Source organism: Janthinobacterium sp. CG_23.4 (genome assembly GCF_029892305.1).
Classification (GTDB): Bacteria; Pseudomonadota; Gammaproteobacteria; order Burkholderiales; family Burkholderiaceae_D; genus Janthinobacterium; species Janthinobacterium lividum_D.
This window is the reverse complement of record NZ_JARXUX010000001.1, coordinates 2,205,402-2,225,929: the sequence shown is the minus strand read 5'-3', so window position 1 is coordinate 2,225,929 and position 20,528 is coordinate 2,205,402. Positions and strand designations below refer to the sequence as shown.

The 20,528-nt window shown below is 61.2% G+C and carries 23 protein-coding genes and 1 pseudogene; 12 read left to right on the top strand and 12 right to left on the bottom strand.

Annotation, left to right across the window (positions count from 1 at the left end):
• The first annotated feature begins 21 nt into the window (after positions 1-21).
• Positions 22-840 (top strand): AraC family transcriptional regulator, encoded by an 819-nt coding sequence (locus H4V96_RS10115; RefSeq protein WP_196856643.1) that lies wholly within the window; start codon positions 22-24, stop codon positions 838-840.
• A 110-nt stretch (positions 841-950) separates the two neighbouring features.
• Here H4V96_RS10115 and H4V96_RS10110 read toward each other — a convergent pair whose 3' ends face one another.
• Entirely contained in the window at positions 951-2,027 is a 1,077-nt protein-coding gene (locus H4V96_RS10110; protein ID WP_334686047.1) for a HAMP domain-containing sensor histidine kinase, read from the bottom strand.
• 250 nt (positions 2,028-2,277) lie between these two features.
• Here H4V96_RS10110 and H4V96_RS10105 point away from each other — a divergent pair, with 250 nt between their 5' ends.
• The 8 genes from H4V96_RS10105 (at position 2,278) to H4V96_RS10070 (ending at position 6,143) form a co-directional block, all read left to right on the top strand.
• Complete coding sequence (locus H4V96_RS10105; protein ID WP_196856645.1) at positions 2,278-2,595, top strand: hypothetical protein; 318 nt, start codon at positions 2,278-2,280, stop codon at positions 2,593-2,595.
• A 152-nt stretch (positions 2,596-2,747) separates the two neighbouring features.
• The gene (locus tag H4V96_RS10100; protein WP_196856646.1) at positions 2,748-3,389 is read left to right on the top strand and encodes a hypothetical protein; all 642 of its coding nucleotides are present in this window, start codon (positions 2,748-2,750) and stop codon (positions 3,387-3,389) included.
• A 2-nt stretch (positions 3,390-3,391) separates the two neighbouring features.
• The gene (locus H4V96_RS10095) at positions 3,392-3,550 is read left to right on the top strand and encodes a hypothetical protein (protein ID WP_157998732.1); all 159 of its coding nucleotides are present in this window, start codon (positions 3,392-3,394) and stop codon (positions 3,548-3,550) included.
• Between the two features lie 288 nt (positions 3,551-3,838).
• The gene (locus tag H4V96_RS10090) at positions 3,839-4,693 is read left to right on the top strand and encodes an undecaprenyl-diphosphate phosphatase (RefSeq protein WP_280720907.1); all 855 of its coding nucleotides are present in this window, start codon (positions 3,839-3,841) and stop codon (positions 4,691-4,693) included.
• Positions 4,694-4,751: 58 nt separating this feature from the next.
• On the top strand, positions 4,752-5,321 hold the full coding sequence (gene mntP / locus H4V96_RS10085) for a manganese efflux pump MntP (protein WP_010397905.1): 570 nt from the start codon (positions 4,752-4,754) through the stop codon (positions 5,319-5,321).
• A 95-nt stretch (positions 5,322-5,416) separates the two neighbouring features.
• Positions 5,417-5,623, top strand: a complete 207-nt coding sequence (locus tag H4V96_RS10080; RefSeq protein ID WP_010397903.1) for a hypothetical protein — start codon at positions 5,417-5,419, stop codon at positions 5,621-5,623.
• Positions 5,620-5,841 carry a hypothetical protein gene (locus H4V96_RS10075; RefSeq protein ID WP_196856648.1) on the top strand — a complete coding sequence of 74 codons (222 nt, stop codon included), beginning with the start codon at positions 5,620-5,622 and terminating at the stop codon, positions 5,839-5,841. Before H4V96_RS10080 ends, H4V96_RS10075 begins: the two co-directional genes overlap by 4 nt.
• 56 nt (positions 5,842-5,897) lie before the next feature.
• Complete coding sequence (locus tag H4V96_RS10070) at positions 5,898-6,143, top strand: hypothetical protein (RefSeq protein ID WP_070347237.1); 246 nt, start codon at positions 5,898-5,900, stop codon at positions 6,141-6,143.
• Between the two features lie 13 nt (positions 6,144-6,156).
• On the opposite strand, the gene H4V96_RS10065 is transcribed toward H4V96_RS10070, so the two are convergent.
• From H4V96_RS10065 to H4V96_RS10015, 11 genes and pseudogenes are all read right to left on the bottom strand, one after another.
• Positions 6,157-6,378, bottom strand: coding sequence for a hypothetical protein (locus H4V96_RS10065; protein ID WP_010397898.1), 222 nt, complete (start codon positions 6,376-6,378; stop codon positions 6,157-6,159).
• 223 nt (positions 6,379-6,601) lie between these two features.
• On the bottom strand, positions 6,602-6,907 hold the full coding sequence (locus tag H4V96_RS10060; RefSeq protein WP_010397896.1) for a helix-turn-helix transcriptional regulator: 306 nt from the start codon (positions 6,905-6,907) through the stop codon (positions 6,602-6,604).
• A 93-nt stretch (positions 6,908-7,000) separates the two neighbouring features.
• A complete protein-coding gene (locus H4V96_RS10055) occupies positions 7,001-8,125 on the bottom strand; it encodes an alkene reductase (protein ID WP_196856649.1) in 1,125 nt (374 codons plus the stop codon).
• Between the two features lie 225 nt (positions 8,126-8,350).
• Positions 8,351-9,532: a DUF418 domain-containing protein gene (locus H4V96_RS10050; protein ID WP_280720906.1), complete on the bottom strand. Its 1,182-nt coding sequence runs from the start codon at positions 9,530-9,532 to the stop codon at positions 8,351-8,353.
• Between the two features lie 23 nt (positions 9,533-9,555).
• The gene (gene ldcA / locus H4V96_RS10045) at positions 9,556-10,473 is read right to left on the bottom strand and encodes a muramoyltetrapeptide carboxypeptidase (RefSeq protein WP_196856651.1); all 918 of its coding nucleotides are present in this window, start codon (positions 10,471-10,473) and stop codon (positions 9,556-9,558) included.
• 206 nt (positions 10,474-10,679) lie between these two features.
• Positions 10,680-11,621, bottom strand: a complete 942-nt coding sequence (locus tag H4V96_RS10040; RefSeq protein WP_196856652.1) for an alpha/beta hydrolase — start codon at positions 11,619-11,621, stop codon at positions 10,680-10,682.
• A 162-nt stretch (positions 11,622-11,783) separates the two neighbouring features.
• Positions 11,784-12,941 carry a ChuX/HutX family heme-like substrate-binding protein gene (locus H4V96_RS10035; protein WP_196856653.1) on the bottom strand — a complete coding sequence of 386 codons (1,158 nt, stop codon included), beginning with the start codon at positions 12,939-12,941 and terminating at the stop codon, positions 11,784-11,786.
• A gap of 61 nt (positions 12,942-13,002) precedes the next feature.
• Entirely contained in the window at positions 13,003-15,378 is a 2,376-nt protein-coding gene (locus H4V96_RS10030) for a TonB-dependent receptor (protein WP_280720905.1), read from the bottom strand.
• A 301-nt stretch (positions 15,379-15,679) separates the two neighbouring features.
• Positions 15,680-16,465, bottom strand: a pseudogene (locus H4V96_RS10025) (Tn3 family transposase); the annotation flags it as partial.
• 369 nt (positions 16,466-16,834) lie between these two features.
• The gene (locus H4V96_RS10020; protein ID WP_196856655.1) at positions 16,835-17,080 is read right to left on the bottom strand and encodes a helix-turn-helix transcriptional regulator; all 246 of its coding nucleotides are present in this window, start codon (positions 17,078-17,080) and stop codon (positions 16,835-16,837) included.
• A complete protein-coding gene (locus H4V96_RS10015) occupies positions 17,080-17,652 on the bottom strand; it encodes a DUF2975 domain-containing protein (RefSeq protein WP_196856656.1) in 573 nt (190 codons plus the stop codon). Before H4V96_RS10015 ends, H4V96_RS10020 begins: the two co-directional genes overlap by 1 nt.
• 396 nt (positions 17,653-18,048) lie before the next feature.
• Between H4V96_RS10015 and H4V96_RS10010 the strand changes: the two genes are divergently transcribed.
• The 3 genes from H4V96_RS10010 (at position 18,049) to H4V96_RS10000 (ending at position 20,512) form a co-directional block, all read left to right on the top strand.
• Entirely contained in the window at positions 18,049-18,174 is a 126-nt protein-coding gene (locus H4V96_RS10010) for a hypothetical protein (RefSeq protein WP_280720904.1), read from the top strand.
• Positions 18,175-18,290: 116 nt separating this feature from the next.
• On the top strand, positions 18,291-19,571 hold the full coding sequence (locus H4V96_RS10005) for a hypothetical protein (protein ID WP_196856657.1): 1,281 nt from the start codon (positions 18,291-18,293) through the stop codon (positions 19,569-19,571).
• The gene (locus H4V96_RS10000; RefSeq protein WP_196856658.1) at positions 19,571-20,512 is read left to right on the top strand and encodes a hypothetical protein; all 942 of its coding nucleotides are present in this window, start codon (positions 19,571-19,573) and stop codon (positions 20,510-20,512) included. Before H4V96_RS10005 ends, H4V96_RS10000 begins: the two co-directional genes overlap by 1 nt.
• Positions 20,513-20,528: the final 16 nt, after the last annotated feature.

Genomic DNA, 20,528 nt, shown 5'->3' with positions numbered 1-20,528 from the left:
TATCGTCTTTATCTTACTTCCATGGATCAATTGTCTGCCTTGCTGCTGCGCTTTGGATTTTCAGCCGATACTTTTTTCCAGGGGGCGTTTTGCGGCAATAACCACTTTCCCGCGCAACCGGGAAGGGGGCATTTGCACCTGGTGCGCGAGGGGCCGGCGACTTTCGCCCACGCAGACGGCACCGTGCTGCGCATTGATGCGCCCGCGCTGGTTTTCTATCCGCGCCCGCATACGCATGCGCTGCGCACCGGCGCCTGCACGGCGCAACTGCTATGCGCCACCGTGCATCTGGCCGGCGACGATGAGGCCATGCTCAACAGTCTGCCGGCCTGCCTGCATTTGCCACTTGCGCAACTTCCAGCCATGTCTGGCGTGCTCGAACTGCTGTTCGATGAGGCCCACCGTGGCGGACTGGGGCGAAAAGTGGTGCTCAACCGTCTGTGCGACGTCCTGATCGTCCAGCTATTACGCCATGCGCTGGCCAACCGCCTCATGTCGGCCGCGTGCCTGCTCGACCAGTCCAACGCCGCCCTCACCAATGCCATGACTGCCATGCACGAGCACCCAGGGCGCCACTGGACGGTGGCATCGCTGGCAAGCCTGTGCGGCATGTCGCGCAGCCGCTTCGCGCGCCAGTTCCATGCGGCCATCGCTTGCCCGCCGGCCCAATACCTGACGGGCCAGCGCATGCTGCGCGCCCAGGCGCTGCTACGGCAAGGCTGGCTGGTGCAAGATGTCGCGCTGGAAGTGGGCTATGGCAGCCAGCCGGCCTTCACCCGGGCCTTTCGCGCATGCACCGGCTTGTCGCCACGCGACTGGCTGGCACAGGGCGCAAGCTAGATCTCGAAGATGGCCAGCGAGTCGCCGCCCCGCCCCAGCTCCAGGCTGCGCAATCGCGTCACGCTGGCACCGCAAGTGTTCTGCCAGCCCGAATCTGCTCGGATGGCAACTTAGATGGCCAGCGCTGCGGTAGCTGCGGCGCGCTGCGGCAGGTCGATGATGAAGATGCAACCATGACCAGGCACACTTTCCACACTCAAGGTGCCAGCATTGGCTTCCACGCTGCGCCGGGCAATCGACAGGCCCAGGCCCAGTCCCGTCTTGTTGGCACCGCCTTGCGTAAACGGCAAGAACAAGTCATGCGCGGCCTGCGGCGCCAGGCCGGCGCCGTTGTCTTCTACTTCGATCTTGACACGCTCGCCACTCGCATACGCGCGCAGCACCACCGTGCCATTTGGCGCACCGAACTTGAAGGCATTCTGCAGCAAGTTCCCCACCGCAGAGAGCAGCAAATCCTGGTCGGCATCGAGCTGCAGCAAGGGAGCAACCTCTTCCACAACCAAGGTGCAGCGCAGCAAGTCCGCCTCCAGCTGCGCCGAATAGCTGAGTTCACTGATAAAATTACTGAGCAAGAAGACCGACCGCTGCAAGGTCAGTCCCGCCTCCACCCGCACTTCCGCCAAAGAGCGGTCGATCAGGGTACGCAAACCGACGAGACTGCGGTCGAGCACGGCGCCCGTCGCCCCCGTCACGCCCATGCCGCCCTGCTTGATCGAGGCGACGGCCAGGCTGGCCGTACGCAGGTGATTGCGCAATTCATGGGCAAAAAAGCCGATGCGCTGGCTCAGCAGCAAAGCCTGCCGGTCGGCAATCAGCACGTCGCGCTGCTGGGTAAATTCGGAGACGGCTTCGGCAATGCCGTTGTCGAGGCAACGGTTCAACGTCCTGAATTCCTCGACGGCGAATTGCTCGCCCAGCGCCAGGGCCAGATCGCTGACAGCCTGGCACAGATCGCCATAATCGTGCACCACCTGGCTGACCGAATAGCCAAGTGCCAGTAATTGCCCGCCGTGCGTGGTGGCGCTATCGGCCAGTTCCGATATCGCCAGCGCATTGCCGTCGGCGGGACCGGAAATAGCCAGGCTCTTCACCATCAGGCCCGCCTCCTCTGCTTTCAAGGTGCGGATCAGCTGGTCCAGAAAGATGGGTATGCCATGTTGCAACTGTTGCTCGGTCGGTAATCGCAAAGGCCTCTTGGCAACTTTGTCTCGGCAACGACGCTCCAGTTCGGCGCGATTTTCGGATAAAAATAGATGCATCATGGCGTTTCCGGCAATCTCAAGGATGGACAATGCGCCAGCCTAAGCGAATGATCGGCCAAGCACCGTCTGCTAGCGAACATAACTGCGCATGCGCGCGTCTGGCAACGTGCGGCGCACGCGCCGATCATCGTCCCGTGCTATTGTCAGCAGATACCTAACCAAGCAGGTGCTGCGCATGCAAACCATTACTACCAGTGTCTCGTTCCGCTACATCGATCCGCGCCACAAGGAACCGGGCCCAAGCAGGGAATTCATCAATCAGAACATTCAGCTGCCAACGGGCGCCCATCTGCCGCGCCTGGGTGAAGCGATCGAACTGCTGCACTGGGACTTGCAGCGCGACGTGAAATCTGGCGTGTATTCGGTCCTGTTTATCCACACGCGCATCGCCTTGTTTGATGGCAACGACAAGCCTTCCGCCTGGCACACCACGGTCACCGTGGGACCGCTGCCCGAAGACATCGACGCGCGCTTCCTTAGCGCTGCGTCCTGATAGCCGCACCACGATCCCCACCCGTCTGGCCGGGCGCCAAAGCGCGCAATACGCGTCGTACAGCGCCCTGAAGCAAGCCGATGGTGCGGGCCAGCACGCCGGCCCCCTCCTATAATTGACGCTTCTCCTGTTTCCGTTCTTGAAAGCTCCCCATGTCTACACGCTTTTCCCGCCACCTAATTCGCTGCGCCGTCCTGGCGTGCTGCGCCCTGACCTCCCCGCAAGCGGCTCTTGCACTGGAGACGGGCCCTGTCGACGCGCGCGCCGTATGGCAGGAACGCTCGCTGTCGGCCTGCCGCAGCGAGCAACCGAGCGCCGCGCCCGAGGTCTGCCTGCTGCGCAGCATGCAGCGCTACGGCGCGCGTCCGCAAGCGATCGCCGCAGCCAAGATGCTGGTCAAGGCAGGCAAGGCGGGCTTCATCTCGGCCTGGCGCCCGCTGGACAAGGCGGCACTGGCCACCGTGACCTATCCTTTCCGCGCCAACACGAACGAAGGCAGCTTGCTCATTGGCAGCGATGGCGCGGCCATCGACGTCGACGAAGACGCGGTGCGCGAGGAAGACCGCGCCAGCCCCGCCTGGCGCGCCTTTGCCAGCGCCCACCCGGGCGCCGTACCGTTTGCTCCGGCCGAGTTCGTCGGCAGCACGGCCATCGGCGATGGCGGCTTGCGCCTGCTGTTTGCCACGCCCATGAAAAGCTGCCATGCTTGCGCCGACGACGGCGCGCTGCTGGTCGCCTATACGGTAGACAAGACAGGTGTCGTGCGCGAACGGGAACTGTTGACGATCAAGTAAATTTGACGGGCCCGACAGACAGCGCCGAAGAGCGCAAGAGCGCCCCCGTAGTGGGCGAAACGGTCATCGTCGGCGAATTGCTGGCGGGCCTGTTGGTGCTGGAAATATATGTGCTGGAACCGCCGCCGTTCAACCATGGTCTGGCATTGGCCACCTGCTAGGATGAAACCATGGCACCCTGGCGCCTCAGGCGGCGTCCCGGCTTGCCATGGCATCTGAAAAGGATGCCGGAAGAGACCCATGCAAGCATCTAGCCTCTAGCCTCTAGCCTCTAGCCTCTATCATCAATTATCGGATAGCCCTGAACGCGCATTGCGCGCCGTATTCAAGCGGCAAGACGCAGCCTGGCTGCAAAACATGGACAAACTGTAATCCGGCGCAGGGCGTGCGCGGCGCCACCGGCAGGTAGAATCGGCGACCCTTTTTGCCATGCCCGCGTCCTGATACCCATGAGCTTCCTGCAATTATTTATTCTTTCCATCGTCCAGGGCTTCGCCGAGCTGCTGCCCGTATCCAGTTCCGCCCACGTCATCATGGCGGAAAAACTGATGGGCCTGGACCCCACGTCTCCAGAACTGACCATGCTGCTGGTGATGTTGCATACCGGCACCATGTTCGCCGTCATCGTCTACTTCTGGACATCCTGGCGCGCCACGTATTTCAGTTCGGCCACCGCCTTGCGCAGCAATGTCCTGCTGCTCGCCGCTGCTACCGCAATGACGGGCATCGTCGGCTTCGGCTTGCTGAAGGGCATTACCCACATCATGCGCAAGGATACGCCCGGTTTTGAAATCGAGCACCTGTTCGGCAATGCGCAACTGATGGCCGCCGCGCTGGCCGCCGCCGGGATATTGATCATCGCGTCCTCGCGACTGAAGGCGCGTGACGGCGGCACCTTGTCGCTGGTCAAGGCCATGGTGATTGGCGCCGTACAAGGCCTGTGCCTGCCCTTGCGCGGCTTTTCCCGTTCGGGCGCCACCATTTCGACCGGCATCGCCATGGGCGTGCCGCAACGCAGTGCGGAAGAATTCAGCTTTGCCCTGGCCGTGGTGCTGACGCCAGCCGTGCTGCTCAAAGAGGGCTGGCGCTTTTACCAGGCCATGGCAAATGGCAGCCTGGACCATCTACAACACGGCAATAGCATGCTGCACCTGCTCGGCCCGAGCCTGTTGGGCATGCTGCTCTCGTTCCTGGCGGGCTTGCTGGCCCTGCGCTGGCTGTCGCACTGGCTGGAACGGGGGCGCTGGCATTTCTTTGGCGGATATTGCCTGCTGGCCTCGCTGGTGGTGCTCTACCTGGGGTAAAATCGCCGGGTTTGCAGTTTCCACTCCCATCCCAGCCAGGTTTTACAGAAAGCCAACGATGAATTTCGCAGCCACCGCCGCTCTCTCGCTTGCCATGTCCACCGACGCCTTCGCCGCCGCCGTGGGCAAGGGCGCCGCCCTGCACAAGCCGCAATGGCGCGAGGCGCTGCGCACGGGGCTCATCTTTGGCATCATCGAAGCCATCACGCCCATTATCGGCTGGGCCCTGGGCAGCGTGGCGGCGCCATACGTGGAAGCGTGGGACCACTGGATCGCCTTCGGCCTGCTGGGCAGCATCGGCCTATTAATGATACGCAATGCCCTCGCCGACGCCGACGAGGAAGAAGCACCGGTCCAGTCGCACTCATTCTGGGTGCTAGCCGTCACCGGCCTGGCCACCAGCATCGACGCCATGGTGGTGGGCGCGGGCTTAGCTTTGCTGGGCGCCAACATTGTCGTGACAGCCGCCGCCATCGGCTTTTCTACTTTCGTCATGGTCACTCTGGGTGTCATGCTGGGCCGGGTACTGGGCACGCTGGCGGGCCGGCGCGCCGAACTGCTGGGCGGCCTGGTGCTGATCATCATCGGCTGCGTAATTTTGTACGAGCATATCGGTCATCCAGCCTGAGGCCAGGGCGCGCACGCCACAGGCGCCGGCATGGCGCGCGGCGCGCTTTGTGCTACAGTCATCATCCTGTATTGCTGTCTCGCGAGGAGATCATCATGGAAACTCTGGAGCTGCTATTTGCCTCGCTGGTGCGCGAAACAGCCGTATCGATACGCGACCAGCATATTCCTTTTGCCATCAAGCACGACGAACGCGCCTATGTCGCGTGGATGGATGAGCACCCGATCCATGGCTATGTCCAGGAAGCGTATCGGGAGATCGAGGAAACGGCCCAGCAAATACGCGCCATTCGCGCTCGATGATGGCGCTTGCCGCAAGCGGCGCTACGCAGCAGGTATGCACCAAGCCCGTGCTGATCGAAACGCCGTGCAGCGACAAGCGCGTGCATGCGGCCTTGACCGGGGCGTCGGCGCATCCCCGGCAACGCCTCTATCGCGGCACCATCACGGCGCTGCCGCCCGCGGCTTTACCGGCCGGTAGCAAGCGGGTGCCGCAGCCGCCTGATCTGGTCGGCAATTAACGCGACGCAGGCAGAGACGCGTATAATCGCGCTCCCCCTGCTAAGAGTGCGTCACCATGGAATTTGTGAATTTACCGCTGGCCTTCCTGATCGGCTGCGCCCTGATTGCCTTGCTGGCCAAGAGGAAGGGCTACTCATGGTATCTGTTTTTCTTTGCCATCGCCGTACCGGCTCCACTGTTACTGCTGGCCCTGCCGCATGTGCTGGGCGTGGAGACGGCTTCATTGAATGCCGTACGCCTGGCCACCGCCCTATTCTTGCCCGTGCTTGGCTTGCTGGTGGCCTTGCGACGCAAAAGCTGACGCGGCGTACGGCTTAAGCGGCCTGCATGCCGTCGGCCAGGCGCCAAGCGACAGACAGCGCCAGTTGCTGCGCCTCTTTTTCATTACTGCAATCGTCGTAGTCGCAGGTGTCGGCATACGCGCCGCAGGCCTGGTTCAGGCTGACGTACGAGCCGACCCAGCGACCATCGCGGCGCTGGCTGGCCGTGGCGCTAATGATAAAGCCTTTGTGGATGGTGGGATTTTCAAACGACATGGTTCCTCCGATGCAAGAAGCGTCAGCCATCTGACTGAGCTCCACTGTGCGCCAGATCGGCGCCCGCAGTCTGTACGCTGGACCACACCCACGCCAAACGCGCGCCCTCCCCGTGTGCATCCTCGCCGCTCGGGCATGACTGCCCGAGTCTGGACGCTGCGCAAGGCGTCAGCCAATAGTGGCAGGCTGGTTCAATTGCGCGCGTGCGCCGACGACTCTCGCGTCATATCATCACGCTCAGCGCGCGCTGAAACTCGGCGATGTTTTCATCGTGGCGCTTATAGTAAGTCCAAGGACCTATCCGTTGCGACGTCACCAACTTGGCGCGCTGCAGCGCCGCCAAGTACAGGGAAACCGTCGATTGCGACAAGTTGGCGCGGGCCTGGATAATGCTCACGCATACGCCGACCTCGTCGGCATCGACGGCCTGTTCGGGGAAGTTTTTGGCGGGCTCCTTGAGCCAGGAAAGGATCGCCAGCCTGCCCGGGTTATCCAGGGCCTTCAGGACTTCGCTGATATCTACACTCATAAATCACACCATATCGACTTTTCGACATATTACGATATTTTCGATCAAGATTACAGCGCAAATACGCCGCCCGTGATAACCGGCAATCGCGTCTTAAGCACCGTAGCGTGGGTAGTCGGTATACCCGACAGCCGTGCCGCCGTACATGGTGCTCGGATCAGCAGCATTAAGAGACCAGCCGTTGGCTATGCGTTGCGGCAAGTCCGGATTGGCGATGAATGGCCGGCCGAAGGCGATCAAGTCGCCCCAGCCTTGCTCGATGACCCGTTCGCCGCGCGTTGCCGTGTATTTTCCCGCGTAAATGATCTGTCCGCTAAATGTGGCGCGCACAGCGACGCGAAAGGTTTCCGGGAGTTCGGGCGCATTGTCCCAATCCGCTTCGGCCAAGGACAGATAGGCGATGCCGACTTCCTCGAGCACCTTGATCGCTTCAATGTAGGTGCCATGGGGATCGTCCTCGACCAGCCCCAAATAGACGCGCGCTTCGTCCGTGCTCTGGAACAAGGGTGCAAAACGCACGCCGACACGATCTTTTCCCACCTTGTCGGCCACCGCCTGCGTGACTTCGCGCAGGAAGCGCAGGCGCTTGCTCAAGCTGCCGCCATACTCGTCGTCACGCTGGTTACTGTGGGCCGAAATAAATTGATTAATCAGATAGCCATTCGCAGCATGCAATTCGACGCCATCGAAACCGGCCGCCATGGCGTTTTCAGCGGCCTGCGCATACATGGCTACCAACTCGGTAATTTCCTCACGCTCCAAGGCGCGCGGCATCGACGGCTGCGCCAAGGCACCAACGCCGGGACTCGTCTCGATAAATACGCTGACCCCTGGCGCCAGGATGGCCGATGGCGCGACCGGTGCAGCGCCTCCAGGCTGCAGCGTGGTGTGCGACACCCGGCCCACATGCCATAACTGCGCGAAGATGATGCCCCCTTGCGCATGCACGCGCGCCGTCACCTTGCGCCAGCCCTCAACTTGCTCTGCCGAATGTATGCCAGGCGTCCATGCATATCCTTGGCCACGTGGTTCGATCTGGCTACCTTCGGTCACCATGAAGCCGGCGCTACTGCGCTGTCCATAGTAAGTAGCCATCAGATCATTGGCGATATTGCCGGGCTGCGTGCTGCGCGAGCGCGTCAGAGGCGGCAAGACGATACGGCTTTTCAAGGTGTACGGGCCGAGGCTGGTCGTTGTAAAAAGTGTCGAGTGTTTCAAAATTTCATCCTTTGTTTGAGTGCAGCAGCTGCCAGAGGAAGAGCAACAGGCTCTGCGGGGCAACGAGACAGACATTCTAATTCATATATCGCGATATCGCAATATCTTAATAAATAGATGTGACAGTCCGAGCCGATATCGCCTTGCCTGTCATCATCATAGGCGCTTGCGCGGTGCTTGCGGAAGGGAGGCTGCCCGGTGCTTACAGCCGAGATAGCGACTCAGTCACGTCGGCAGGCGCGCAAGGCGGCGCCACAGCGCTTCCATGGGCCCCTGACTGAAGTGGCGCAGCCAGTAGCGGCTCAGCAGCACCTGCCCCAGCATGATCAGCACGGCCAGTCCCAGCATCTCGGCCGGACGCAATCGAGCACCCCAGCCCAGTCCCGGCCCCTGCAGCAAGCAGGTGCCGAGCAGCGATTGCAGCAGATAATTGCTCAAGGCCATGCGTCCCACGGGCGCCAGCCATGTGCCCAGCCAGCGCAGCATGAAGGGACCGGCCAGCATCAGCGCAGCCACATAGCCGGCCGCCAGCAGTGGGCCGCCGGCGAACAGACCCACCTCGAACAGGGCCGTGTCGAGCGCGGTTTGATAGGGATCCGCCACTTGCCAGGCGATGGCGATGGCCGCCAGCAGGTTGAACGGCAAACCCACACCGAGTCCCACGGCACGCACGCGGCGCCACAGGCGCTGGTGGCGCTGCGGCTGCGTCAGCCAACCGAAACGCACGCACAAAATGCCCAGCAAGAACAACATTATGATATGCGGCAACATGATGCTGGCGTATAGCAGCGAGACCAGATAGTCATTGGCACGCAGCAAGGCCACGTCCCACGCGCTGCCTTGCGTGTACATCGCGTAACGGTCGGCAAAACTGCGCAACTCGCGCGCCGTGTCCGCTGCGCCGCCCTGCTGGCCCACAGGAATCAATAGACAAATGAATAGCAGGAAGCCGGCTGCCACCAGCCAGGCGCAGTTGCGCACGCGGCTGAGTCTGGCGGACGCCAGCGGCAGTAGCAGCATGCCGGCAACGGCATACGAGCTCAGCACGTCACCGCTCCAGACAAGAAAACCATGCAACAGGCCGCATGCCAGCAGCCAGCGCAAACGCCGTCGATACGCTGCTTGCGCCTGTTCCCGGCTGCCCAGCCGGCGCTGCAAGGAGCGTGTCTGCAAGGCAAAGCCGGCGCCAAACAAAAAAGCGAAGATGGGATAAAACTTCAATTGTGCCAGCGCCGCCACGGCGAAAATGAGGAGCTGGTCCAGTACCGGCGGCGGCGCGGGCAAGGTGCCGTAGCGCAAGGAAATCGTGCCCCAGGCAAAACCCCATATATTCACCAGCAAAATGCCAAACACGGCGATGCCGCGCAGCACATCGAGCTGCAGCAACCTGCCGGATTTGGCGTTCACGGCGCTCTTGGCGCTCATGGCATTTACGCGCGTGACAAGGTTGGATAATCGCTGACCTGCAGGCTGAAACCGGCAGCATCCGATTGCAGCCGCGCCAGGCCGCCGAACGGCAAGGTAAGGCGGCGGCGGATATGGCCAAATTCCAGCCCCGTCAGTACGGGCACGGGCAAGCGCTGGCGCACATAGGCCAGCATGGCGTCGACATCGTAACCCTTATCCATGGGACTGAGTTTATAGCCGGAAAAATCCCCGAGCACCACCGCATGCTGGCGATGCAATACGCCCGCATGCAGCAATTGCAGCAGCATGCGCTCGACACGGTAGGGGTGTTCATTGACGTCTTCGAGGAACAATATGCCGCCATCGATGTCCGGGAAATACGGCGTGCCCAGCAAGTGAAGCAACATCGCCAGGTTGCCACCCCACAAGGTTCCGGTCACATCGAGCTGCGCATTGCCCGCTGCCGTGGCCGTCACCGTGTGCGTCGGACCGGCCAGGCAAGACCACAGTTGATCGAGCGTAAATTGCTCGGGCTCGTCGCGGGTGAAATCGTCGCAGAGCATCGGGCCGGCAAAACTGGCACGGCCCGTTTTCGCCATCAAGCCCATGTGGAAAGCGGTGAAATCGCTGTAGCCGACAAACAGCTTGCCGCTGTCGGCCATGCGCTCGAAATCGATGTCGGGCAAGATGCGGCTGATGCCATAACTGCCGCGCAAGGCGATCACCACTTGCACGTCCGGGTCGGCCGCAGCGGCGTTGAGCTGCGCCAAACGTCCGGCATCCGTGCCGCCGAAGCGCTGGAATGTCTGCTCAGGGTCGTAGTAATTGTGAACCGTGGCGCCTTGCGCCTGCAAGCGGGCAATGCCGCGCGCCACGGCCGCTTCGTCGGGCGCGCAACCGCCCGGTGCCACAATGGCGATGCCAATCTCAGGTGTCTTCAAAATATGCCTAGCAAGTCGAGTGGTGGGTGCGGCAAAGTAATCCCCGGCATAGGCTTGTAAATGGATGACAAACAGTTGCCGATATTATGCAAGGCGCCTGCCACGACGCAGTGCAAGCGCACGTACAAGTACAAGTACAAGTACAAGTACAGGCTGCACTGCAAACTGCGGGCAACATCGCACAGGCCGCTTGTGGAAGCCAGAAATTACACTAATTTCTTGCGGGTTACTTGAGATCGCTGGAAGCGTATCTGGGGCACCATCTTACCTTGCAGATGCACATCGATCAAGGCGAGCAGACGCTCGATCAGCTGCGGCGGCATATCGTGCCCCATGCCTTCGATCACTTCCAGTTGCGCGCCTGGGATCAAGGCCGCAGTATCGATGCCGCAGGCGAGCGGTATCAGGGGATCGTGTGCGCCATGGATGACCAGTGCCGGGCAACGGATGCTCGCCAGCAAGCCCGTGCGTTCGCCCGAGGCGGCAATGGCCAGCATTTGCCGCGCCTCGCCTTCAGGGCACCTGCTGCGCTGCAGCGCCGCTTCGATACGCTGGTTCAGCAGTTTTTCCGCCACGGGATAGGCGGGGCTGCCGATGGCGCGCATGGTCGCTGCCATGTGCGCCAGCAATTCGACGCCGCTGGCATTGCGTTTCGGACGTTGCAATATAGCATTGCGCGCCGCCCGCGTCGGGCCGGGCAAGCCGCGCCGGCCACTGCTCGACATGATGGAGGTCAGACTGAGCACCTGCTGCGGCGCGCGGGCCGCCATCACTTGCGCAATCATGCCACCCATCGACACGCCGATCACATGCGCCTGATCTACGCCCAGGGCTGCCAGCAAGCCCAGCGCATCGTCGGCCATATCGTCGAGGGTGTAGGAAGTTTTCAGGGGCCAGCCCAGCAGGCTCTTCACGTAGGCCAGCGGCAGATACGGCTTGCCCGCCTGCGCCATTTTGCTCGACAAGCCGCTGTCGCGGTTGTCGAAGCGCACCACACGGTAGCCTTGTTCGACTAGGCCTTCGACAAAGTGCTCCGGCCAGGAGATCAGCTGCAGGCCCATACCCATGACCAGCAGCACGCACGGATCGTCCGGCTTGCCGTCGCTTTCATACGCTATGTTGAGGCCGTTCGCCATGATGGTTGCCATGATAGCCTCTCTTCAGGAACCAGCACGCAGGCACCATCGCTGCGGCCTTGCGCTTAGCATACCACTAAGGTGCGTCAGACATGAGACCGGCACGCGGCGCGCAGTGCAACTGTTGCCGCGCCGACACGCCGGGCGGCAACGCTGCCATCTCGCCGCTGCGGCTTACTTGGCTTTTGGCAAGGAATCGGCCAGCTCCACCCAAGCCTGTGGCTGCGCCTTGCCGCGCTCGCGCACGCCGAAGAAGGAAACCACTTGCGTGCCATCGCTATCGAAGAATTCGACGGAAGTAACGCCGCCGCGCTTGAGGACCCAGCCGCTACGCAGCGCCGTGTCGCGGATGTGCAGATTGAAGTCCGGGTCCAGCACGTTGAAGAAGCCGCCGCCGGCCATGGTTTTCTCGACCTTGCCGCTGTAGATCTGCGTCACGCCTTCATTGCCCAGGAAGGCCATGATCGCGACCTTGTCCTTGGCTGCATTTTCCAGCAGGGTGCGCAGCGCTGCCGGCGTCACGCGCTCGGCTACGCCGGCCGGCGCCAGGCGCAGGGCCTGTTCGCGCGTCACATGGAATTCACGCATGATTTGCGCAAACTGGTGCACATCCGTCATCTCTGTCCAGGCCAACTGGAATTCCTTGACGTCGATCTCGGCATCCGGCTTTTCTACTACCTTGGGCGCCACGGCCAGCACGTTCAGCTCGGTGCTTTGCTGTGGCTGGCGGAACGTTGCCACCAGCTTGTCGTAGACTGCCACGCCCGCTTCGCTGCGCACATAAATCTTGTGCACTGCAGTGCCGTTGGCGTCAAAGAATTGCAGGCTGCGCGTCGGCTTGCCATCGCGGCCCGCTTGCTCCACGGCAAATACATATTTCCAGTTTTCAAAGTGGAAACGCAGGTCGATCTTGCCGCCCAGGTAGCCGCCTGCGATATTGCGCTGGCGCGCTTCGGTTTCTGGATCCTGCTTGACGTCGGCCTGTTCCGACTTGTCGCCCGCCTGCTTGAATTTGCTGGCAACGCCCGTCGTTTCGATGACGCCGTTTTCATTGCGCGTGATCGCTTGCACCGTACCCAAGTCCAGCGCGGCGCGCATGATTTCGCGCGGCTGATTGCCGTCCGCTTGCAGTCGCGTGACGCCCTTGCCGATATTGCTTGCCAGCAATTGCGCTTCGGACACCCCCAGCGCGCGCGCCGCATCGCGGATCTGCAGCTTCGGCTGCTCCAAGCGCAAGGTGGACCAGCGTTCCGCCAAAGTGGCTGGGGCCGCGTATGCGTTTGCAATCAGCAGGCTGCCTAGCAGGGATAGAACGAGTTTGGATAACTTCATAAAAAGACCATTCAATCAAACATGGAAAAATAGAGGGGCAAACACCCCTCCCCGGTAAAAATCAGAAATTCACGCTGACGCTGGCGGCGACATTGCGGCCAGGCTTGGCATAGCGTTCGATCTCGGCACGGTTGCTCGCCGTGGTGCCGGCGAGGAGGCTGCGGGCCGACGCATAATCCCAGTACTTGCGATCCGTCAAGTTGTACACGCCCACGACAATCTTGGCGTTCTTGTGCACATTCCAGTAAGTCGCCAAGTCGAAGATGGTGTACGAAGGCACGGTAAACAGCGCACTTGAGTCGCCGGTGAGCAGGTTTTCCGGCGCCTGCTTGGCGCCTGCATGCACCGCCGTCAGCGCCAGGCCGAACAACTGGGCCGCGTGGTCATAGCCGACGGTCAAGGCCGACTTGGCCGGTGCCACCGAGGCCAGGCCAGCGCTTTTTCCCGTCCGGGTATTGAAGGAGCGGCCCTTGGCCACGCCGGTAGCGAGGTCGACGTGGTAGCCCTGCAAGGATGGCGCCCAGGCACCCAATTCCGCGCGCAGGGTCAACTCGGCGCCCCAGGTACGGGCATTGCCGATGTTGTCCGGGCGGAACAAACCGCGTGTAATGGTGGGATAATTCACCGGGTCATCCTTTTGCGTCACATACTCGATCATGTTCGTGTATTGCGTCTGGTAGAGCGAGGCATGCATGCTCAAGCCCTTGCTCACGTCGCCCTTCAAGCCCAGCTCATACGCCTCGCTGGTTTCCTTGCGCAAATTTGCATTGCCGAGCACGGCATAGCCCTGCCCCACACCCGTATAGCTGATGGAATCGTAAGTGCCCGTACGTTCGGCCGCCGTTGGCAGGCGCGTGCCGCGCGTGAAGGTGGCATACGCATCCATTTGCGGCAGCACTTCCACGGACAGGCTCAGGCTGGGCGTGAAGTAGGTGTCGCTCTCGGCACGCACCTCCTTGGCCGCACCGGGCACACCGATGGCGTAGTTTTGCAAATTTTTAGGCGCATCCTTGCGGTAATCGGCACGCAAGCCTGGCGTCAGCACGGCCTTCTTGCCAGCCAGGTTAACACTGAGGTCATCGCGCACGTACAGGGCCAGCTTGGTGCTATCCATATCGGCCATGCGGTTCTTGTTGGTAATCTGATGCTGGCCGGTGGCGATGATGAGACGGTCCTCACGCCACGGACGGCGCGTTTTCAGCTGTTCCAGTTGCACGCCATACAGCAGTGCATTGTCGGCATTGATGTGCTTGAACGCTTCCGAGCTTACGCCGATGCTGTCATTGCTGAAGCTCGTCTCGATAGAACGCTGCGCCGGCGTCATGTAGGTGTAGCGGCCTTGCGTCTTGTCATCGGTTTTCGCATTTTGCAGATACACTTTTGACGTCAGGCGCTCGAACAGCACGAAATCCTTCAGTGCCACCGCATGGCCCAGGCTCACGCGCGTGCGCTTGGTGGCGGACTCCTGCTGCACGCCGGTCGGATAAAACGTGGCGACCTTGCTGCGCAGATCGCGCTTGTTCTTGCGCTCGAACATGTCGACCGTCAAGTCCAGCTTTTGCTCACCCGGCAAGGCCCACACCAGCTTGGACAGCAAGGCATTCGAATGCCAGTCATCGGGGTTGGGCGCCGTGCTGCCACGGCTGTCCGTCTGCTCGCCATCGCGGTGTACGAACACGGCCAGGCCTTGCAGTTTGGCGCCGATCTTGGCGGCCCCCGTCAGCGTGTGCGCATTGCTGCGATCTGCCGTGGCGCGGGCGTACTTATAGGCCACGTAATGGTCCTGTCCTTCACCCAGGTAATCGTCGGGCGACTTGGTGATGAAGGCCACGCCGCCGCCCAGCCCAGGGCTGGCGCCGCTGACGGCCGTCGTGCCCGAATCGATGCGCACTTCGCGGAAAGTTTCTGGGTCAAAATAATCACGGCCCGTGCCGAAGGCGTTGAGCGTATTGCCGTCCGGCTTGGGTGCGGCATCGGGCAGGGCAATGCCATCGAGTTCCAGGCTGACACGGTTGCCTTCCAGGCCACGGATGTTGTAGCCGGTATTACCCGCGCCATCCCACACGGCGCCACTGCCCGAAGCGGCCACTGGTGCCGTAATCAAAGACAGGTAACGCACGATGCCAGCCATTTCCGTCACATTGCGGCGCTCCAGGTCTTCACTGCCGAGCACGCTCTTGGTGCCGGCGCGGCGCGCGTCATCCTGCTTGGCACTGACGACGATTTCCGGGAAGACAGGCAGCTTGGCCGGTTCCTGCGCGGCAGTGCCTGCATTGATGGCCGCATTGATGGCGCTATTTTGCGCAGCCACGGGCAGCAACGGTGCGGCAAACAGGCCCAGCAAGGCGGCGCGCAGCACCAGGTTGTGCCGGCGCACAGGCAGGCGGGAGGTCAATACGGCGGGGGCAGCGGAGCGCTGCAAAGACAGTGTCGTCATGATGATCCGGTGTAAGAGTAAAGGCTGGCTCTTGAACCTCGATCGATAACGATACGCAAGGGAAGTTTGCTGGCGAAAACAACACTGTAACACGAATCATTCTCATTTGAGAATAGCAAAGCGTTCCAGATAAATACTTTATCGCAATGTTTTCAAAAAAATCAGCCGGGAGGGCTGACATGGCTGACATAGGGATAGGGGCGCCCACAGAATTCGGAAAAATATTACGCTAATAATTTACGCCAGTCCGAAGCGGACGGAATTTTCCCTCTTCAATGTTGCGGCTCTGCGGCCAAACCTAGTCCCCGCTCAGGTTGATGTGTTCCCAGCCCAGCGGCGCCAGGTATTGCAGCATGGCGTCGTCGGGCAGCTTGTCGGCTTCGGGCAATGCTTGCGTCGCCCGTTCAAGGCATACGGTATTCCACACTACGATGGTGGCCGTCACCAAGTTCAATCCACTGGCGCGGTGGCGCTGCTGCTCGAAGCATCGGTCCCGGATCTCGCCAAGCCGGTGGATGAAGACCGCCCTGGCCAATGCGTTGCGCGCCTCGCCCTTGTTCAAGCCCGCATGCACGCGTCGGCGCAGTTCAAGGCTTTGTAGCCAGTCGAGGATGAGCAGCGTCCGTTCGATGCGCCCCAGCTCGCGCAACCCGATCGCCAGGCCGTTCTGGCGCGGATGGCTGCCGAGCTTGCGCAGCATGAGCGATGCCGTCACGGTGCCGTGCTTGATCGACGAGGCTAGACGCACGATATCGTCCCAAAGGGTGCGCATATGCTTGATGTTCAGGGTGCCACCGATCATGATCTTCAGCCTGGGATATTCCCCAACTGCTGCGGAAAAATACAGCTTGGTGTCGCCCAGATCCCGGATGCGCGGCGCGAAGCGGAATGCCAGCATGCGCATCAGCGCGAACACATGGTCCGTGAATCGGGCGGTGTCTGAGCAGGTTGAAATAGCTCGCGCCGGGCTCGACTCCGCCATCTTGGTCAAGCCGAGATTCATCGAGTCAGCTAGGATCGCCGACAGCAGCAAGGTCTTGTTCTGAACCTGCGCACCGCTTTTGAGGCGCATGAAGTGGCGGGTGAAAACGCGTCGAATGCGAGCATGGCACGTTTCAAACGCGAGCCGCTACACCTACCACGCCAACAACGCCACGATGGATGAGCACATGGAACACAGGACCACCACCGCCGCAAGGTGCGGGCAGCGGAGCGGTCGCATTATGGGATTTGAGGCGGTGGGCGGAGGCATCAATGATGTCTCTGCCGCCCTGGATTTTCTGACGCGCCCGCAACAATCACACTAGTCACGTCTGGAAAACGGAAACGATGCGATAAGCAGAGGCAAGTCGCACGCTAGTACGGCAGAGTTCGTGTCCGCTTGTCAGACGTGACCCTCTGCCTGCGCCTGCGTCTGACCCTCTGCCTGCGTCGCGACGTGCCTTTCTCGCGCCCATCACCCGTCGATGCCGCCGCCGTCATCATCCGTCTCCCCCCCCCCTTCACGCCACTCGAGGATGTCACCGGGCTGGCATCCCAGGCGTTCGCAGATCTTATCGAGCGTGGAAAAGCGGATGCCGCGTACCTTGCCTGATTTGAGCAGGGACAGGTTTTGTTCGGTGATGCCGACGTAACTTGACAACTCCTTGGATTTGAGTTTGCGCTTCGCCAGCATCACGTCGAGGTTGATGATGATTGCCATCAGATGAAACCCTCATTTTCCTCACTGATGCGACGGCCCTCATGCATGACGCCGGCAATCAGATAAAACAGGCTGCACACCAGAATCAACAGCAGTTCGTTTGAGGTGACTTCGAGCGCCAGCGGATAGTGGCTGGTGCTACCGGCAAGGTGCAAGGCAACGCCGCGCAAGGGTTTTTCCAGGTTGAACAACACAACCGACACGAGCATGGCGCCGGCGGACGCGCGCAGGTGGCCGATCGTGTCCACCGCGAATATTTTACCCTTCTGGAAATTGGCCAGGGCCCGCCCCAGGCGGAAAATGCCGTAGCTCAAACCCAACAGCCCGGGCAGCCCCACCGCCATGCCGACCATGCGCTGCAGTAAAGACAAGGCGTGCACCGATTCTGGCGCCATGCCGTCGGGCCCGAGCTCGACGTGCATGGGGCCGATGCTCAAGGGCGACGCGATGATCCACGACAGCAGAAACAGGCCGAGCTGCGCAAACAGGAAAGTCAGCAGCAGCCCACGGATAATCTGGCACATGCGGGTGAGCTGCAACGGGCCAGGATTGGTAAAGCCGCTAGTATTCATATACTCATTGAATAAAGTTAAAAAATTATTTTTACAATATTTCTCATCGTAAAAAATATTTCCTATTATAAGGTCATTATGACTTGGAGTTATCCGGGCGTGCAAGCAAATCGGGACTGCGGGCTGGTACCGGACAAGCTCCGTAAATTATCGTAAAAGAACAAATAAATATTGTTTTACAGTAATAAATTTCGTGGTTAGAGTGTGCTCAGCAGTTGAGAGCAGATGCGGTACCGAAGTTCATCAGCATTACGCTGAAAGACAGGCGCCGCTGGTGCATTCAAGGGCAGCGCGAAGCCCTGCGCGTTGACGTGGTTGAAGCAGCCCGGTTCGAAGAAGCGGGTGTCCGGTCACCGTCGATGTGGCGTTCCAATCCAACCTACTACGGAGTGTCAAATGAAAGCATCGAATGTCATGACCGAAGAATTCTCGATCGAAGCACTGGAAGCCCGCTTTGAAATGGAAGCTGTACCAGAAGTGCCAGGCACCGACTGGAAATGCACCTGCACTTTCGAGTCCTGATTCTAGGAAGTGCCGGCTAGCGGGGCACCAGCGCCCCGCTCCTGATCGGCACCCGGCTGCGCCCTCCGGCGTAGCTGGCGTGTCCAACCGTTTCGATCGTCGCCAGGACCCACCTCATGCCTCTTCCCAGCACGCTGCCGGTTCCGCGGCTCAAACCCGGCATCGGCATCACTCGTTACCAGGACAGTGCCGTTTCCCCTTCTCCCCGGTTTTTGCTGGCCTTGGAAGACAGTTATTTTCTCGTTTCTGGCAAGACCCGCGCTTTGGTGGTGGCCCTGCTGTATCAGCCCGCCGACAGCGCACAGCTCGCAAACTACTTCGAGGCCGAAAGCGGCCACCGCGTGCCCGCCGAGCAATTGATAGAACTGGCGCAAAGCTTGCACCCCGCGTTGTTCGCCGGCGCGCCCGCAGCCACGCGCGAGCTGCCTTTTCTTTTCAGCCTCACTTTGCTGCCGGCCCGCGCGGCCACCCGCGTCACCGGTTTCCTGACCTGGTTGTTCGCGCCGCGCCTGGCAATCGCCCTCATGCTGGCGTTTGCCGTCTTGCATATCGCGGTCTTGCCGGCAGCAATGCGCACCGCACACGGCGCCTGGACGGCCGGCCAATCGGCCGAAATGCTGGCGCTGTTCATGTTGAGCGGCCTGATTCACGAGCTCGGCCATACCAGCGCCTGCCGCTACTTCAAGTGTCGGCACGGGGCGATCGGTGTTGGCTTGTACTTCATTTTTCCCGCCTGGTATGCCGATGTCACCGCCGCCTGGATGTTGCCGGCGAAACAGCGGGCAGTGGTCGACTTGGGCGGTGTGTATTTTCAGTCGATCTTTCTTATTGCCGTTGATGCCTTCGCCCTGCTCACCGGCGATCCCATGGCGCTCAAGCTGGTCTGGCTGATCACCTTCACCATGTTGTTCACGCTCAATCCGGTGTTCAAATTCGACGGCTATTGGCTGCTGTCCGATCTGAGCGGCTTGCACAATCTGCACAAGCAGGTGCGCCAGTCGACAGCGTCGATGATCGCCATGTTGATGAGGAAACGCGCGCTGGCCGGGCCCAGTGTGCGCTCTAGCGTGCTGTGCGCGTATTCCGTGTTGAGCATCGGCTACTTCGTCTACTTCGGCCTGTTCCTGGCGCGTGAACTGGGCTTGCTGGCCACCACCTTGCTGCCGAAACTGTCGGCCGCTGCGCAAGCGCTGCGACCCGTTTCCATCGATCACGTATGGCAGCTAGTCGTGGCGGCCGGGGCGTTTTGCGCACTTTTGTTTTGGCCAATCATGATTTTGCTCGGCAGCTTTTTCTTCCTTGACAAGCTTCGCCGTGCACTGTCTGAGATCGTTGCCAGTGTGCAGACGGCCCGCGCCACTGTCGCATGTGCAACGCCTTCCCTGGAGAAAATCTGATGCGTTTCCCACGCCGTTTGATGCTGCGTTTCCTTCCCACCGGCGCGCGCCGTGTCCATCAGCGGCGCGACGCCCAGCTGCTCGATCAGGCAAGCCGGGGGACTGCCTATTTCCTCGGACCCGATCAGGACACCGGCGCACTGGCGCAGGCCGCGCTGGTTCAGCGGCAGTCTCTGCGCAGCATCAGCGTCAAGTCCAGCGCACAGCTGCCGCACGGCACCGTCCGGCAAACGCTCGCTACCGCGCTCGAGCATGGTTCCTGCCTGCTCGCTTTGCCGTTCAACACGGCGGCGATCCAGCTGATGCGGGACCTGGCCAACGACGCGCGCATGCCACTGATACTGGTCGAAAGCGCGGCGCTGCGCACGGTGCTCGAGGAAATACCGCTGGCGGACCGTGCCCTGCCGCGCTGCTCTACCCAAGATGTGATCGGCCACGTGAAGGCCGCCGCCAACAGCGACGCGCCACTGCTCTACGTCAGCTTTCCCGAGCTGCACGCACTGGGGACGGGCACGACGGCGCCAGTGACTTTCCTCGACAAGCCTTGCCGTTTCTCGCTGCTGGAGCCTTTGTTGTGCCGACACTCGATCAATACCTTGCTGACCATCGGCCACGCCGCTGCCGGGCCCGATGCTGGTTTGCACCTAGTTGCATGGGACGCTGCGGCGTGCCGCGTGGCCGATCCCGCCGGCGCAATGCGCAGCACCTTGGAATGGTTGTGCGCGCAGCTGGCGGCGGTGGCGGCCGCTATGCCCGCCCATACCCTGTCCTGGCCGCAGTTGTACCGGGCCAGCTTGCATTGTCGTCAAATCGAGCGCAACGATCAACTCAAGCAACTGGAAGCGTACTTTCGTATGTGGAAGCAGGCGCGCGGCGGCCTGCTCGACCATACCCACCAATTTGCCATGGCGCGCATTGCCGCCATGCGCGATGCCGCTTAAGTGAACAGGAGTCGCC